At 63.8% G+C, this 14975-nt stretch carries 12 protein-coding genes and 1 pseudogene; 4 read left to right on the top strand and 9 right to left on the bottom strand.

Going from position 1 to position 14975, the window contains the following annotated elements:
- The first annotated feature begins 122 nt into the window (after positions 1-122).
- The gene (locus tag ACSSVC_RS04515; protein WP_492612019.1) at positions 123-377 is read left to right on the top strand and encodes an antitoxin of toxin-antitoxin stability system; all 255 of its coding nucleotides are present in this window, start codon (positions 123-125) and stop codon (positions 375-377) included.
- A gap of 42 nt (positions 378-419) precedes the next feature.
- Here the strand turns inward: ACSSVC_RS04515 and ACSSVC_RS04510 are convergent, their stop codons facing one another.
- The 3 genes from ACSSVC_RS04510 to ACSSVC_RS04500 all read right to left on the bottom strand — a co-directional run bounded on the left by ACSSVC_RS04510 (position 420) and on the right by ACSSVC_RS04500 (position 2865).
- Positions 420-665, bottom strand: coding sequence for a DUF2789 domain-containing protein (locus ACSSVC_RS04510; protein WP_123725423.1), 246 nt, complete (start codon positions 663-665; stop codon positions 420-422).
- Positions 666-679: 14 nt separating this feature from the next.
- Positions 680-1141 (bottom strand): aminoacyl-tRNA deacylase, encoded by a 462-nt coding sequence (locus ACSSVC_RS04505; RefSeq protein WP_346634022.1) that lies wholly within the window; start codon positions 1139-1141, stop codon positions 680-682.
- A gap of 107 nt (positions 1142-1248) precedes the next feature.
- Positions 1249-2865: a glycosyltransferase family 39 protein gene (locus ACSSVC_RS04500; protein ID WP_492612018.1), complete on the bottom strand. Its 1617-nt coding sequence runs from the start codon at positions 2863-2865 to the stop codon at positions 1249-1251.
- Between the two features lie 200 nt (positions 2866-3065).
- Here ACSSVC_RS04500 and ACSSVC_RS04495 point away from each other — a divergent pair, with 200 nt between their 5' ends.
- The 3 genes and pseudogenes from ACSSVC_RS04495 (at position 3066) to ACSSVC_RS04485 (ending at position 6560) form a co-directional block, all read left to right on the top strand.
- A complete protein-coding gene (locus tag ACSSVC_RS04495; RefSeq protein ID WP_346634020.1) occupies positions 3066-5252 on the top strand; it encodes a PA5441 family protein in 2187 nt (728 codons plus the stop codon).
- Positions 5222-6010, top strand: a complete 789-nt coding sequence (locus tag ACSSVC_RS04490) for a DUF3142 domain-containing protein (protein WP_492612017.1) — start codon at positions 5222-5224, stop codon at positions 6008-6010. Before ACSSVC_RS04495 ends, ACSSVC_RS04490 begins: the two co-directional genes overlap by 31 nt.
- A 237-nt stretch (positions 6011-6247) precedes the next feature.
- Positions 6248-6560 (top strand): annotated as a pseudogene (locus ACSSVC_RS04485) (hypothetical protein).
- An 11-nt stretch (positions 6561-6571) separates the two neighbouring features.
- Here ACSSVC_RS04485 and ACSSVC_RS04480 read toward each other — a convergent pair.
- The 6 genes from ACSSVC_RS04480 to ACSSVC_RS04455 form a co-directional block, all read right to left on the bottom strand.
- Positions 6572-9037 (bottom strand): TonB-dependent siderophore receptor, encoded by a 2466-nt coding sequence (locus tag ACSSVC_RS04480; RefSeq protein WP_404938010.1) that lies wholly within the window; start codon positions 9035-9037, stop codon positions 6572-6574.
- Positions 9038-9134: 97 nt separating this feature from the next.
- Positions 9135-10088, bottom strand: a complete 954-nt coding sequence (locus tag ACSSVC_RS04475; RefSeq protein WP_404938009.1) for a FecR domain-containing protein — start codon at positions 10086-10088, stop codon at positions 9135-9137.
- Positions 10085-10594, bottom strand: coding sequence for a sigma-70 family RNA polymerase sigma factor (locus tag ACSSVC_RS04470; protein ID WP_346634016.1), 510 nt, complete (start codon positions 10592-10594; stop codon positions 10085-10087). The genes ACSSVC_RS04475 and ACSSVC_RS04470 overlap by 4 nt, the downstream gene beginning before the upstream one ends.
- Before the next feature lie 70 nt (positions 10595-10664).
- The gene (locus tag ACSSVC_RS04465; protein ID WP_446439593.1) at positions 10665-12254 is read right to left on the bottom strand and encodes an efflux transporter outer membrane subunit; all 1590 of its coding nucleotides are present in this window, start codon (positions 12252-12254) and stop codon (positions 10665-10667) included.
- Complete coding sequence (locus ACSSVC_RS04460) at positions 12251-13321, bottom strand: HlyD family secretion protein (RefSeq protein WP_404938007.1); 1071 nt, start codon at positions 13319-13321, stop codon at positions 12251-12253. Before ACSSVC_RS04460 ends, ACSSVC_RS04465 begins: the two co-directional genes overlap by 4 nt.
- A 14-nt stretch (positions 13322-13335) precedes the next feature.
- A complete protein-coding gene (locus tag ACSSVC_RS04455) occupies positions 13336-14880 on the bottom strand; it encodes an MFS transporter (RefSeq protein WP_446439594.1) in 1545 nt (514 codons plus the stop codon).
- Positions 14881-14975: the final 95 nt, after the last annotated feature.

Below are 14975 nucleotides of genomic sequence, written 5' to 3'. Positions count from 1 at the left end.
ACAATTACCCAGGCCAAGCGTTTTGCTGATCCGCCCCTAACCAAAACGGATACTGAAAAGGTATCTGTTTTTTCATGACTTTTTGCGGAGATCGCTCATGCCCAAGCACGCCGTCTTTAACCATGAAACTCGAAACTGAACTGCGGGATCAGTTCATGGAGCAAGCACAAGCCTGTCAACGTTCGGCCTCGCAGATCATTCGCGAAATGATGCGCGATTTCGTCCAGAAGCAGCACGAATCCAGGGAGTACGAAGCTTTTTTGCAGCAGAAATTTCAGCTCGCCCGGGCCTCTATGGAGGCTCAGCACGGGCCCAGCCATGAAGCAATAGAAGCCGAGTTCGCTGCCAGGCGCGCCCGGGCATCGAGGCTCGAATGAACATCGTCTTTGGGTCTCTTCTCGCCAATGGCCACCGCCGAGCTAGCCCCCTCGCCCCCTGCGCAACAACACATCCAACTGATCCACCACCTCCGCCCAATCGGCATCGTCGAGCAGCTCATCGCGCAGAAAGTCGGCCTGGCTCTTGCTCCAGAAGAACGCGTCCGCCAGGTGCAACTCCGGTTTCAGCGGGGAATGGGTAGCGATGAATCGATCGATGCTCACCGGGTCATCGGCCAGCCCCAGCTGCTTGAACAGCGCCGGCAGATTGTGGGTCGGTGATTCCATGGTCTGGCTCCTGATCAGTGAGAAACTTCGCAAACCTGAGCGTGGGGCACCATTTTCAGGTACTGAGCCATGCTCATGTGCACCAGGTTGTGGTGATTACCGGCCTCCAGATAGATGTCTTTCTGCCGGGTCAGCCAAGGGTCGATGACAACATCCAGGCCATAGGATTCGCCAAGGGCCGGCACCGCGCCGCGCTCGCAGTCGTTGAACAGATGGGCCAGGGTGCTTTCCCGGGTGATCTGCCACTCACCGCTGCCGCGGACCTTGCTCAAATCCAGATGACGGCTGGCGGGCAATACCGCCATCAGGTAGTGGCCGTGGTGATCGTCGAGAATCACCGACTTGGCCACCCGCTCCGCGGGAACCCCCGCCACGCGTGCGGTCTCCAGGCTGCTGGCCGAGTGAGGGTGAGTCACCAGATCAAATTCGCAATGCGCCAGCTCCAGGCTGCGTTGCACGGTTCTTGCCATACGCATGATGCACCTCGGTGCCCCGAAACCGATTCGAGGCGACAGGTTGACGTTCCCTCAAATGAGTCTAGGTCGGGCCAGGGTTGCCGCACCGCGCAACTTCCGAACGGCATTCAATTCGCTCTGGGCGAGCTGCAAGGCGTTGCCACAGAGGCGCACATGACAAACAGCCGGGCCCGGGTGCTGCCAGCGGCGAACTCGGTGACTTTGTGCCAGCCGGCCGGCAACGGCGCGAACTCCTCGGGTTGATCGTCGGTACCCACCAGCCAGACCCGGCCGCTGCCCACTGGCAACGAGCCCAGTTGATCCAGGTAGACCTCATCCGGTTGGTCGATCAGGGTGCCGAAACCATAGGCGTTCGGCCTGCCGGAGGCGCCCCCCGGCAACGGCGGCGTATACAGCAACGGCTGGGCGTCGGTACGGTTGTAGTAGACGTAGCTCAAGTACCAGAGCATGTCGCTGATGACGATGCGGTCGCCCGTGGCGTAGTGGGTGTTGACGTAATCCACCATCACGCTGATCTGGTCGTTGACGTCGACATCGGTGTTGTTTCGCAGCCCCTGGGCTTCGATCCCCACGAAGACCAGCAACAGGGCCAGGGCCAGCAGTCGAGCCGTTCGCAGCCAGCGGTCGATGACCATCGCCACGATCAACGGCAGGCCCAGGGCATAGGCGGTCAGGTAGCGTTCGATGAACACCGGGGAAATGAACGACACCGCAAACACCAGCAACAGCGGCAACAGGGTAAAACTCGTCAGCAGCCCGCCCAGCCTGGTTCGCGAGTGGTCACGCCACACCGGCACCAGGCAGACCAGCAGCATCAGCAGCGGCAACCCCACGAACAGCGGCCAGGGCAGGCTGTCGCCTTCGTCCTGGAGTAACAGCTGCCAGGTCATCGCCGGCAGGGACGACCAGGTCACCGCAGGCTCCCAACCGACATCGCCACCGGCCTTCAACTCGTCCAGGTGCCGCAGCAGTTCCAGCAGTTCGGGAACCCAGGGCAGATACAGCACCACGACGCAGGCATTGGCCAGCCACCAGACCGGCCGACCGAGCAAACGCCGACCGTCCTCGGCTCGGGCTCCCGATAACGCCAGGTACAGCCAATGGGCCAGAACACAGAGCACCGTGAAGTAATGGGTGTAGAACGCCAGCGCCAGCAACAGGCTGTAGATCAGCAGGTAGCGCCAGCGCCGGGGTTGGCGCACCCAGTACGCCAGGGCCAGAGTCGCCCCCAGCAGCAACATGCCCAGCAGGGCATACATGCGCACTTCCTGGCTGTAGCGCACGGCGGTGGGCAGCAACGCCAGGAGCACCCCGGCGATAATCGCCGCTCGTCGGCCAGCCAGCAGTGCCACCAGCCAGACACCCAGTCCCACTGTGACAATCCCCGGCACGGCGCTGAACATCCGCACCGACAAAATGCCGTCGCCGAACAGTTCGATCCAGCCATGCAGCAGCATGAAATACAGTGGTGGGTGGACATCGTGAGCGGCATGCCACCAGATCTCCACCAGGGAATACTGACTGAGCAACAGACTGGAGCCTTCGTCGCCCCAGATGGCTGCCGCCGTCAGGTCATAGAAGCGGACGCCGGCGGCCAGCAGCAAGATCGGCAGCAACCCATACTCCAGCACCCGACGAGCCAGCCGCTGCCACCCTGCGCCCTGCTGCACGTGCGCCTGCTCCGACAAACGCCCGACCAGATCCGGCGCTTTGCGAAATTCCATTCCCTGCTCCCCTCACCCGCATGACGTGGCTGCAATGACCGACACAGCATCTTCTTTTGCCTGGAAAACCGCAAAGGCCCGACAGCCGTTGCAAAACATCGGAATCTTCGCTGACTGCATAGGTGCGCCTCTAGCGCCTTCTGTATGATTCGCCCATCTTCAAGGTGCTCCCTCGCGGCTTTGCGAATTAAGGACAATTCATGCGTATCGGTCTTCTTCCATCATTGACCCTGGCCCTGGGCACCTTGTTTGCCGCCCTGGCCCAGGCCAGCTCCGATGACATGTGCTTCCCGAGCTGGAAGCTCTACTCCAACCAGCTGGATGCCTGCAGCAACCTGCCTTTTCTCAGCCCGGGCAACGACAGCCGGGTCAACCTGCGCCTGCTGCTGGCCGACCAGGGCAGTCTGCCTTTGACTCCCCGGGCCTTGACCCAGGATGACCTGGGCCTGGGTTTTGGCCCCGTGCCCTTCCCGGCCTATCGCCTGCGCCCGGCAGATCCCGATACCAGTAGCGAGTCCAAGGCCACTCCGGCACCCGCCACCGAGCAGCTCGACAACCTATTGCAGGCCCTGGGCCTGAGGCGCGATAGCAAGGACACCGCCGGCGACGCTTTTTTGTCCGGAGAGGGCAGCCGCTGTCGCAGCAACTCGGACGCCAGCGCCCTGGCGTTTGTCGAACAGCTCAACAAGACGCAACTCAGCGACGAGGAGCGCCAGGCCCTGGCCGAGGCCCGGGTGCAACTGCTGGCCAGCTGCGACTGGAACGCCAGCGAAATGAACAGGCTGCTGCCGGGCAACCTGAACTCGGCAGAGGCCAAGGCGTTCGCCCGCTACCTGCAGGCTGCCGCCGACTTCTATAGTGGCCGTTTCAGCGAAGCCGGCAACGGTTTTGCCGCCCTCAAGGACAATGCCCAGCCCTGGCTGGCCGAAACTGCGGCCTACATGGGCCCGCGCACCACGCTCAACCTGGCCCAACAGAACGCCTTCGATGAATGGAGCATGGTCAGCCTGGAGCATGTGGACAAAGCCGTCCTGCAACAGGCCGGAAGCGGTTTCGAGGCCTACCTGAAAACTTATCCACAGGGACGTTACGCCGTGTCCGCCAAGGGCCTGATCCGGCGGGTGCACTGGCTGGCGGGGGATTACCAGGCGCTGGCCGACGACTATGCCCAGCAATTGACCCAGGCTCCGGGTACGCCACGCAACATGCGCCTGGAAGACGTGGTGGAAGAGGTCGACTACAAACTGCTGAGCATTCCCGGCGACAACTTCCAGGCCCCGCTGCTGCTGGCGGTCAGGGACCTGATGCGCATGCGCGCTGAGACGCCTCCGGCATTGACCCGCGAAGCCCTGCAACAGCAGAAGGCCCTGTTCGAAGGACAACCGGCATTGTTCGACTATCTGCTGGCGGCCTTCAGCCTGTATGTGGAGCAGCAACCGGCCGCGGCGCTCAAACAACTGCCGACCCAGTTGCCGACGCAACTGGACTACCTGAGCTTCAGCCAGCAGACCCTGCGCGGCCTGGCCCTGCAGGCCCAACAGGACTGGAAAGGCGCCGAAGCGCTGTGGCTGCAACTGCTGCCCCTGGCCAAGCAACCCCTGCAACGGGAACAGCTGGAACTGGCCCTGGCCTTCAACTACGAACGCAGCGGCCAACTGGCCAAGGTGTTTGCCGCCGACTCACCGATCAAGACCACCCAGGTCCGCGACATTCTCCTGCGCCAGGTGGCCTCGCCCAAGCTGCTGCGCCAGCAGGCACGGCAGGCCGACTCTGCCACCGAGCGCAACACCGCCTGGTTCGTGCTGCTGTACAAGGACCTGACCCGCGGCCAGTACGCAGCCTTTGGCGAAGACTTCAAGCAACAACCCAGCCCCCTGCCCGAAGAAACCCTCAGCCGCGGCCTGGGCTACCTCTTCGACTATGGCCCCTCACTGGCGGTATTCCAGTGGTACGGCAAGCCTGACAGTGGCGAAGAGAGCAGCTATGCCTGCCCGAGCATCAAGGACAGCGCCGCGGCCCTGCAACAGGACCCGAAAAGCCCGGCCGGCCTGCTCTGCCTCGGAGAGTTCATGCGCCTGAACAACTTCGACCAGATGCCCCTGGATACACCGCCCAACGCCCAATCCCTGGGCGGCACCCAGGACAACTTCCCAGGCAAGCCCTTCTCGCGACTCGATGGTTATCAGGTGGTAATCAACAACCCCAAGGCCAGCCGTGACGAACGCGCCTATGCCTTGTACCGGGCGATCTACTGCTACGCCTCCTCCGGCAACAACCGTTGTGGCGGCGCCGGTGTCGAACCGGCCGTGCGCAAGGCCTGGTTCCGCCAGCTCAAGGGCAAGTTGGGGGACACCCAATGGGGCCAGTCGCTGCGTTACTACTGGTGAATCCAAAACGCCTGGCCTGCTGCCTGCTGTCACTGTGCCTGTACTGGGCAGTACCGGCAGGCGCCACCGTTGACGCGGCGCACTACGACGCCTTCTGGCTGTGGAGCGGGGTCAAGACCCAGCCAGTGCTGGCCCAGGCCAAGACCCTGTACATCCTCCAGGGGCAGATCAGTCGCTCGCGGCGCCATCCCGGGCGCGGTGTCGAGCTCATCGCCCAGGGCCTGCCGGTGTCGCAGCTGCCCCAGGAACAAGTCTGGGTGGTCTACCGCGCCCACACCCTGGCCTGGCCGGAGTCGCTGTATCGCCAGTTGCTTGGCCAGGTGCACCGCTGGCATGCCACGGGCACTGCGGTAATGGGCATCCAGATCGATTTCGACAGCAGCACCCGCGACCTCGAACGCTACGTGAGTTTCCTGCGCGACCTGCGCCAGCGCCTGCCGGCGCACTACCGCCTGAGCATCACCGGCCTGATGGACTGGGGCAGCAACGCCGACCCGCAAGCCATCGGCCAGCTCAAGGGCATAGTGGATGAAGTAGTGGTGCAGACCTACCAGGGTCGCCATAGCATTCCCAACTACGCAGCCTACCTGCCGCGCCTGGATCGCATGGGCATGCCTTACAAGGTCGGTCTGATCCAGGGCGGTGACTGGCAAGAGCCCCAGGCGCTGCGTGACAGTGCCTGGTTCAAGGGGTATGTGGTGTTTTTGCAGAATCCTCAGATCGAGCCTCAACTAAGGCGTAACACGCGTTCACAGTAATACGCGTCGACAACCTTGATCCTGAAAGCCTGCTCATGCAAAACGGTTCACGGGGAGTTGATGTTCAGCACAGCCATGGATCGACCCACACTCTCGTCGGACAAGGATTGACCACGACGAAAGCAGGCAATAGGATCGGGCTCACTACTCAACCCCGTACGCAGAGATTAAGTTCACTGGCCGTTGGGGTGAAAAAACCGGCTCCGGCCGGTTTTTTCGTTTCCAGGGAATGGAATAGTGCGCACGGCATTCTTCGTCGACGGCTACAACCTGTTTTACGGGTTACTAGCTGACACTCGATTCAAATGGCTCGATCTGCCCAGGCTGCTGATCCATATCGTGCAGATCGAGAACCCCGCCAGTCGCCGAGTTGACCCTCGGCGTCATCCTGCCTCACAGGCCCGAGTACCAACGTCCGCAACCCGGCTCACTGAAAGCACTGGCCCATTGGATGCGCCGGGTCATCAGCGCCGAAGAACTGCAAAAACACCAGTTCCCCGAGCGAGTCACGACCCACAAGGCGCCCGCGATCAAACCGGACTACTGGTGAATCCGCTCCCCTTACCAGTCATAGGTCAAACTCGACACCATGGTCCGGCCTTCGCCGTAATAGCAGTCCCAGATGGTGGTGCAATTGGCGACGTAGGTCTTGTCGGTGAGGTTCTTCACGTTCAGTGCCAGCTTCACGCCCTTCCATTGCAACGGCGATTTCTCCAGGTCGTAGGACAGGCTGGCGTCGTACACGGTGTAGGACGGGATCTGGAAGGCGCCGTCGTAATCGGTGCCATAGCTGCCCTTGACGTAGCGGGTGCCGACGCCTGCGCCCAGGCCCGCCAGCGGCGTGTCGCCGAGGATCGTGTAGTTGAGCCACAGCGACGCGGTCAACGGCGGCATCCCTGCCGGATGACGCCCTTCGCGCCCGTCGTTGTCCTTGGTGTACTTGATGTCGTTGCGCGACGCCGAGGCAATCACGTCCAGCGATTCGCTGAGGCTGGCCTTGGCTTCCAGCTCGATCCCCCGGGAGCGCACCGCGCCACTCTGGACGCTGAACCCGGGGTTGGCCAGGTCGGAGGTCAGGATGTTTTCCTGGTCCAGTTGGTAGGCCGATACCTGGACGAAGCTCTCCTGGCCCGGCGGCTGGTATTTCACCCCCACTTCGTACTGCTTGCCGCTGGACGGCTCGAAAGCGCCGCCCTGGCGACTGGTGCCACTCAACGGCAGGAAGGATTCCGAATAGCTGACAAAGGGCGCCAGCCCGTTGTCGAACAAGTACACCAGCCCGCCGCGCCCGGTGAAGGACTGGCTCTTGGCATTGGTATGACCACCGTTGAGCGGCGTCTTGTTATCGGTTTCCGCCCAATCGTTGCGACCGCCCAGAACCAGCACCCACTTCTCGTACTTGATCTGATCCTGCACATACAGGCCGGTCTGGATGATGGTGTTGTCCCACTGGTAAGGATTGCCGAAATTCAGCGACTGGCCGTAAGTCGGGGTGAACATGTCGAGAATCGGCGGGTTGAAGTCGTACTTGCCATGGAACTTCGAGTTGAAGTGGTAATAGTCCAGCCCCGTCACCAAGGTGTGGCTGAAGGGTCCGGTGTTGAACTCGGCCTGGGCGATGCTATCCACACCGTAAACCTTGTTGTGCTGCTTCCAATCCACACCGTAGCGGGTCATGTAGCGCTGATCGTTGAGGCCGGTCCTGGGATTGGTGACGAACCTGTAGCCGTGCAGCGGCGCGCGGTAGCGGTCATCGACGTCGGCGTAGCGGGCGTTCTGCTTCAGGGTCCAGACATCGTTCAGGCGATGGGAGAACTCGTAGCCGAGGACGAACTGGTCGCGGTCGTAGGCATTGACCCCGGGCTCGCCGAGAAACAGGTCGCGGTCGATCTTGCCATTGGGGTTGGCGAACACCGTGCCCACGCTGGGCAGGCCCTGGGCCTCGGGCACGTCGTTGTCCTTCTGGTACTGGGCGAACAGCGTCAGCTGGGTGTCGTCATCGGGCCGCCAGGTCAGGCTCGGGGCGATGAACTGCCGCTGCTGCTGGACGTAATCGATGGCGTCCTGGCTGTCGCTGGCCAGCCCGGTCAGGCGATAGAGGAACTGCCCCTGTTCATCCAGCGGGCCACCCAGGTCCAGGGCGATGCTCTTGTGGTCATAGCTGCCGGCTTCCAGCACCAGCTGGTGCAGCGGGGTTTCGGTGGGCCGCTTGCTGACCATGTTGACGATGCCGCCCGGCTGGTTCTGCCCGTAGAGCACCGAAGCCGGCCCCTTGAGCACTTCGATGCGCTCCAGGGCATAGGGCTCGATCTGCAGGGCACCGCCGGTACTGCCGCCGCCATAGGGCAAGTGCAGGCCATCGAGGTACATCGGTGTCGGGGAAAAACCACGGGAGGTCGGCTCGTCGAAAATCTTCACCCGGTCGGAAAAGCCACCACCGGTCATGCCCGGGGTGTAGAGCAGCGCTTCGGTCACGCTATGAGCGCCGCGAGCCTTGATCTCCTTGGCGCCGATCACGTTGATGGTCTGCGGAATCTCCACCAGTGCCGAGTCGGTCTTGCTCCCTGTGGCACTGCGCTTGGCGACGATTCCCGGTACCGCGCCCCAGGCATCCTCGGTCATCTGCGTGGCGCCGATCCGGGTTGGCGCCAGCTGCAGCGCGCCGTTCTCGGCCAAGGGTTGCAGGCCCCAGCTGGCACCGGTCTGCACCGCCTGCAAACCACTGCCGGCCAGCAACGTCTGCAGGCCCTGTGCGACCTCGTAACGCCCATGCAGGCCCGCACTGTGCTTGCCAGCAGTCATGCTCGCATCCACCGACAGGAGAATCCCCGCGGCACTGGCGAAACGATTCAGGACCTGATCGAGATTGCCGGCGGCAATCTGGTAGTCCCGCGCCTGGCTCTGGCTGCCGCTGTCGGCCTGGGCCATGCCCGGCAACACCGGGGCCATGGCCAGCAGCGCGACAAAGGCGCGGCGGCGGGCGGCGGTGCCCAGGGTCAAAATGGATGCTGTGGTCTGGTAAGGCATTCCTGAACTCCCCATGAGAATGCGTCTTGATCGGCTTTCATGGGGTATCCCGGACAGCTCGGCAGAATCGACAATCGCGCAGAATTTTTTTTTGCAATCAGCTCCGCGGCTTGAGGGTCACCCAGTAACGGGTCACCGCGTGCGCTCGCACCGGCAGCGAACGTTCCAGGGCCGCGAGTACCGCGTCGCTGTCCGCCAGGGGAAAGACCCCGGTGAGCAACAGGCCGGCCACCTGCTCGTCACAACGCAACAGCCCCGGGCGATAGCGCGCCAGCTCGGTGACGAACTGCCCCAGGGGCTGGCGTTCGGCAATCAGTCGGCCCTGGCTCCAACTGCTGGCATTGACTTCAGCCACTTGCCGCGCCGAAACCCGTCCGGCGCTGAACCACAGGCGCTCGCCGGCATTGAGTTGCACAGCCTGGGCATGCCGGGGGCTGACCCGCAGCGCACCTTCGTAAAGATCGACCCGAGTGCCGCCGTCCAGCTCGCGCACGGCAAAGCGCGTGCCCAGGGCCTGGATATCTCCGGCGGCGGTTTCGACGATCAGCGGCCGCGAGGAATCATGCCCGCTGGTGAGCAGGATCTCGCCCTGGATCAAGCGGATGCGCCGCTCACTGGCACTGAACAGCAGGTCGACGGCGCTGGCGCTGTTGAGGTCCAGGCGACTGCCGTCGCTCAGGGTCAGGTGGCGAATTTCCCCGGTGGCCGTACGCTGCCCAGCAAAGGCCGCCCGCCAAGGCTGGCTGTCCTGGACCAGATAACCGCTGCCCCCGGCCACCAACAGCAAGCCCAACAGTTTCAGCGCCGCACGTCGTTGCGGGTCCGGGGCCTGGGCCAGCAGCACATGGGCACTGTGCTCCGGCACCCCGCCCAGGGTCTGCTGCAGTTGCTGCAAGCGCTGCCAGGCCCGACGGTGTTCGGAATCAGCCTGCTGCCAGGCCACGAACGCCTCGCGCTGCTGCGCATCGAGCTCACCGCCCCAATGCAGCATCAGCCATTCACTGGCCTGCTCGACGATGGCGGGAGCAATGGGTGCCTGATGGACCTTCATTCTTCGTAAAGCACCTGATAGCAAGCCTGGATTGCACGGATCATGTACTTCTGCACCGAACTCACGGAGACCTCCAGGCGCTCGGCAATCTGCGCATACCCCAACCCTTCGAACTGCGACATGAGAAAGGCCTGGCGCACCTTGTCCGGCATGCGATCGAGCATGGCATCGATCTGCATCAGGGTTTCGAGGATCAGTGCGCGGCTTTCCAGGGAGGGCGTCTGGGGTTCCGGCAGGTGGGCGATGCTTTCCAGGTAAGCGCGCTCGATGCGCAACCGGCGCCACTGGTCGATCACCAGGTTGCGCGCGATCTGCGCCAGGTAACTGCGGCTTTCCTGGTGCCCGGGAAAGCGCCCCGACAGCAACAGGCGCAGGAAAGTGTCCTGCGCCACATCCGCCGCATGCTCGCGATCGCCCAGGCGCTTGCGCAACCAACTCTGCAGCCAGCCGTGATGATCTCGATACAGGCGATGGAGCTGGGCGTTACCGTCAGTGGTTGCTTCCATGAATGAAACTGCACACATGATTGAGAGCAATTATCATTACACTTTTTTCTCAATCCAGGCAAAAAGGCTTTCAGCGCACCGGGCTGGCGGCGTGCAGCGGATACACCGACTCCCAGCCTCCCCCCAGCGCCTTGTACAAACCGACCATGGACAGGGACACCCCGGCCGAGCTTTCCACCAGTTGCTCCTGGGTGGCCAGCAAGGCGCCCTGCACGGTCAGGACGTTGACGAAATCCACCACCCCTTCGACGTATTGCTGCTGCGCGGTGCGCAAGGCGATCTGATTTTGCCGCACCGCTTCGGCCAGGCTGTCGCGGCGCAACTGGCTGGCGTTGTAGCGAGTCAACTGGTCGTCGATTTCGTGCCAGGCCCGCAGCACGGTCTGCTGATAGGCCAGGGCTGCTTCCTGCTGCTGGGCCTCGCGCAACTGGAGCATGCCGCGCAAACGACCACCGTCGAACAGCGGCAGGCTGAACTGCGGGCCGATGCCGAACTGCCGGGAGCTCCAGGAACCGAAGTCTGCCAATTGCATGGCCTGGGAGCCGAAGTTGCCGGACAAGGTAATGCGCGGATAGAAATCCCCCTTGGCTACGCCAATGCTGGCCGTCGCCGCATGCAGCCGGGCCTCGGCCTGACGGATATCGGGGCGGCGTTCGGCCAACTGCGACGGCAGGCCGATGGCCACTTGGCTCGGGGGTTGGGGCACCGGCGCGTCACTGGCCAACTCCTGGTGCAGGGCCTGGGGCGGCTCGCCCAGCAGCAGGCTCAGGGCATTGATCAACTGCGCCTGGCGCTGCTGCAACTCCGGCAGCCGGGCCTCGATGGTAGCGACCTGGGCCGCCGCTTCGGCCACATCCAGGTCAGTGGCCACGCCATCGGCCAGGCGCAGTTGCGAGAGCTTCAGACTGTGACGCGCGACGTCGAGGTTCTGCTCGGTAACGGCCCGGGTGCTCTGCACGCCACGCAGTTGGATATAGTCCTGGGCGGTTTCCGCCAGCACCGACAACAGCACGCCACGCCGATCGTTCTCCGCCACTTCCAGGGTGGCGTCGGCTGCTTCGGTTTCACGCCGGACCCGGCCCCAGAAATCCAGTTCCCAGGAAGCCGAGAAGCCGGCTTCCCAGAGATTGAAGGCGGACCTGCCGTTGTTCCCCGACGGGTCGTTCAAGCCTTCGGCGCTGTTGCGCTTGCGCCCGTAGCCGCCATTGGCAGAGGTGCTCGGGTAGCGCTCGGCGGTGATCACCTGGCGCGCCGCCCGGCTCTGTTGCAAGCGGCTGCTGGCCAGTTGCAGATCGAGGTTGTCGCTCAGGGCCCGGCGACTCAGGGCCGACAGTTGCGGATCATTGAACACCTCCCACCAGCGCTCCTGCATGGCGCTGTCCACCGCCTGGCTGGCGGCGGCCTGTGCAGGTGTCGACCAGGCCTGGACCTGGGTCGCCTGGGGCCGCTGGAAATCCGGGCCGACGCTGCAGGCGCCCAGCGCCAGCAAGCCAAGCACCAGCAGTGCCCTGCCCCCGTGGCGAGGGAGCTTGCTCCCGTTCGAGTGCGCAGCACTCGCAAAGCGGCTTTCACTGAAGCCCTGGGCCACCGCATCAATCGCTTCCGCGGTAGCTGCGCTACCCAGCGGGAAGCGTCTGTGCCAGCTGCGTTCGATACTCATCGCTGGGTCACCTCACGTGCACTGGTGGCAGAGCTGTGGGTATCCACGCTGGCTTCCACCGACATGCCGACCCGCAGGCGCTCGGCCATGGGCTGATTGGGGTCCAGGAGAATCTTCACCGGAATGCGCTGCACCACCTTGGTGAAGTTGCCGGTGGCGTTGTCCGGTTTCACCGCCGCGAACGTCACGCCGGTGGCCGGGGCCAGACTCTCGACGCGGCCGTGCAGGGTCTCGCCGCCCAGGCTGTCGACGCGCACTTCGACCGTCTGCCCGGCGTGCATGGCGGTGAGCTGGGTTTCCTGGAAGTTGGCCAGCACATAGGCCTGCTGCAGGGGCACCACGGCGAGGATCTTGCTGCCGGGAGTGACATAGGCGCCGACCCGTACCGCACGTTCGCCGACCATGCCATCCACTGGGGCGACGATGCGCGTATACGACAGCTCGTAGCTGGCCATTTCCAGGGCGGCCTGGGCCCGCTTCAAGCCGCCTTCGGCCGCGTCGCGCTGGGCAGTGAGGATCTCCACCTGCTTGCGCTCCGCTGCCAGGGCCGCAGTGGCCGTGGCCAGCCGGGCGCTGGCCTGGTCGATGCGGGTCTTGGCCTGCTGGGCGTTCTGCACGGTGCCGGCGCCGACCCCTGCCAGGTGGTTGTAGCGATTGAGCTCGTGCTCGGCAAAGGCCATTTCGGCGCGAGCCGCCCCCAGTGCCGCCTGGGCCTGGGCAATCACCGAACTCTGCCGGTCCAGGGTGGCCCGGGCGTTCTGCAACTGGGCCTGGGCCACCAGGGTTTCGGCATCCGCCGCCTGCGCCGCGGCCCGCAGGTCACGGTCATCGATCAGCGCCAGCAGTTGCCCGGCCTTGACCTGCTGGTTGTCCTCCACCAGCACTTCCTTGATGAACCCGGCCACGCGTGGCGCCACCAGGGTGTAGTCGGCGGCGATGAAGGCGTCGTTGGTGCTTTGCTCGCTGGAGCGGCCAAACAGACCCGGCGCCACCAGATAAGCCAGCACGCCAAGGGCCGCTACCGTCGCCACAGCGACGGCGATTTTGTCTTTGCTCTGGATCGTCATAAAAACCTTCTCGTTCAAGTGGGCGCCCGCGGTGGATAGATCCGCGTCGGCAGCCAGAAAATCAGCAGGATCAGCGCAGCGGCCACCCCTGCCATGCAGAAATAGAGATCGGCGGAGGTCAGCACCACGGCTTGCTGGTGCAGGCGCTGGGCCAGCCCGGCTACCCGGTCATCCACCAGGGGGGAGTTGCCCAGGCTGTCCACCAGCATCGTCGAGTGGAAATGCAACCGGTGAGTGGTGAGCACATCCAGCACCCCGGTGGCGATCACCGCCGCCAGGCCTTTCACGGTGTTGAACCAGGCCGAAGCGAAGGGCCCTTCCAGCGGAGTGATGCTGCCGGTGGAGAGCATCAGCAACGGCAGCACCGCCATCGGCTGGCCGAAGATCTGCAGCAGTTGCAGCACATAGAAATCGTCACGAATCCAGGCCGAGGTCAGGTGCGTGCCCCCCAGGCAAGACAGCACCAGCATGCCCAGGCCGATCCCCAGCACCCAGCGGCAGTCGACCCAACGCAGGTTGCACAGGGCCGCCACCAGAGGCAGGGCCAGCAGTTGCGGCAGGGCCATCACCAGCATCACCGGGGCGGTCTGCAACGGGCGATAGCCCTGGACCTGAGCCAGGTACGCCGATGGGATGATGATCACCGCGGTCAGTACCACCAGCACCCCGGCCAGGGTCAACAGGGCGAAGGACAGGTTGCGGATGCCGAGCATCTGCAGCTTGAAGAAGGGAATCGGCTGCGACCATTCGTTGATCATGAACAGCACCAGCAACACCAGCCCGCCGACCAGCAGCACACTGATCAGCGGCGACTCGAACCAGTCCAGGCGATTGCCCTGGAGGATGCCGATCACCAGCATGCAGATCGCCGGGAAGCCCAACAGCAGCCCACGCCAGTTGAACTGCTTGAAACGCTCCAGACGCAACGGGTCCTGGGGCAGGCCGTAAGCCACCGCCGCCATGGCCAGCAGACAGGGCGCCACCACCTGCCAGAAGGCCCAGCGCCAGCCCACGTACTCGGTCCACAGTGCCGCCAGGGGCGTACCCAGGCTGGGGCCGAAGGTGGCTGTCAGGGCATAGCCGGCCAGGCCGTAGAGCTTGACGTTGGCCGGCAGGAACCGCAGGGCGACGGTCATCAGCATCGGCGGCAGCGCGCCTCCGGCCAGGCCTTGCAGCGTGCGCAGCAGCAACAGGCTCTGGTAGTTCGGGGCGAAGGGGCACAGCACCCCCAGCAGGGTGAACAGGCCAATGGCACACAGGGTGAAACGCCGCAGGGAAAAGGTCACCGAGCACCAGGGCGCGAAGGCCATGGCCGCCACCGAGGTGGCGGTGTAGCACGCCACCAGCCAGGTGCCTTCGTCGAATCCGATGAACAACGCACCGCGGATATCCGCCAGGGCGATCTTGGTCACCATCTCGTTGAGACCGGAGACCAGCACCGCCAACAACACACCGACCAGACCGATGATGATTCGCGGCCCGAAGATCGGTGGTGCAATGGCTGCCGGCTTGCTGGCGGCTTCAACCGAAGCAGGCGCAGCGACAGCAAGGGAACTCATGGAAATACTGCTCCAGACAAGAAAACCAGAGCAGTTTATGAACAGCCAGTGCTGACGAAAACTGACTTATCGACAGTTTATAAATGCACCAAACG

The sequence above is a fragment of the Pseudomonas sp. E1BtOHC1 genome (assembly GCF_058744285.1).
This window is presented reverse-complemented; position numbering and strand designations above follow the sequence as displayed.

Bases quoted from the DNA above. Each gene is read 5' to 3' on its own strand.
- ACSSVC_RS04515 (WP_492612019.1), top strand. From the start codon at position 123: ATGAAACTCGAAACTGAACTGCGGGATCAGTTCATGGAGCAAGCACAA.
- ACSSVC_RS04510 (WP_123725423.1), bottom strand. From the start codon at position 665: ATGGAATCACCGACCCACAATCTGCCGGCGCTGTTCAAGCAGCTGGGG.
- ACSSVC_RS04505 (WP_346634022.1), bottom strand. From the start codon at position 1,141: ATGCGTATGGCAAGAACCGTGCAACGCAGCCTGGAGCTGGCGCATTGC.
- ACSSVC_RS04500 (WP_492612018.1), bottom strand. From the start codon at position 2,865: ATGGAATTTCGCAAAGCGCCGGATCTGGTCGGGCGTTTGTCGGAGCAG.
- ACSSVC_RS04495 (WP_346634020.1), top strand. From the start codon at position 3,066: ATGCGTATCGGTCTTCTTCCATCATTGACCCTGGCCCTGGGCACCTTG.
- ACSSVC_RS04490 (WP_492612017.1), top strand. From the start codon at position 5,222: ATGGGGCCAGTCGCTGCGTTACTACTGGTGAATCCAAAACGCCTGGCC.
- ACSSVC_RS04480 (WP_404938010.1), bottom strand. From the start codon at position 9,037: ATGCCTTACCAGACCACAGCATCCATTTTGACCCTGGGCACCGCCGCC.
- ACSSVC_RS04475 (WP_404938009.1), bottom strand. From the start codon at position 10,088: ATGAAGGTCCATCAGGCACCCATTGCTCCCGCCATCGTCGAGCAGGCC.
- ACSSVC_RS04470 (WP_346634016.1), bottom strand. From the start codon at position 10,594: ATGGAAGCAACCACTGACGGTAACGCCCAGCTCCATCGCCTGTATCGA.
- ACSSVC_RS04465 (WP_446439593.1), bottom strand. From the start codon at position 12,254: ATGAGTATCGAACGCAGCTGGCACAGACGCTTCCCGCTGGGTAGCGCA.
- ACSSVC_RS04460 (WP_404938007.1), bottom strand. From the start codon at position 13,321: ATGACGATCCAGAGCAAAGACAAAATCGCCGTCGCTGTGGCGACGGTA.
- ACSSVC_RS04455 (WP_446439594.1), bottom strand. From the start codon at position 14,880: ATGAGTTCCCTTGCTGTCGCTGCGCCTGCTTCGGTTGAAGCCGCCAGC.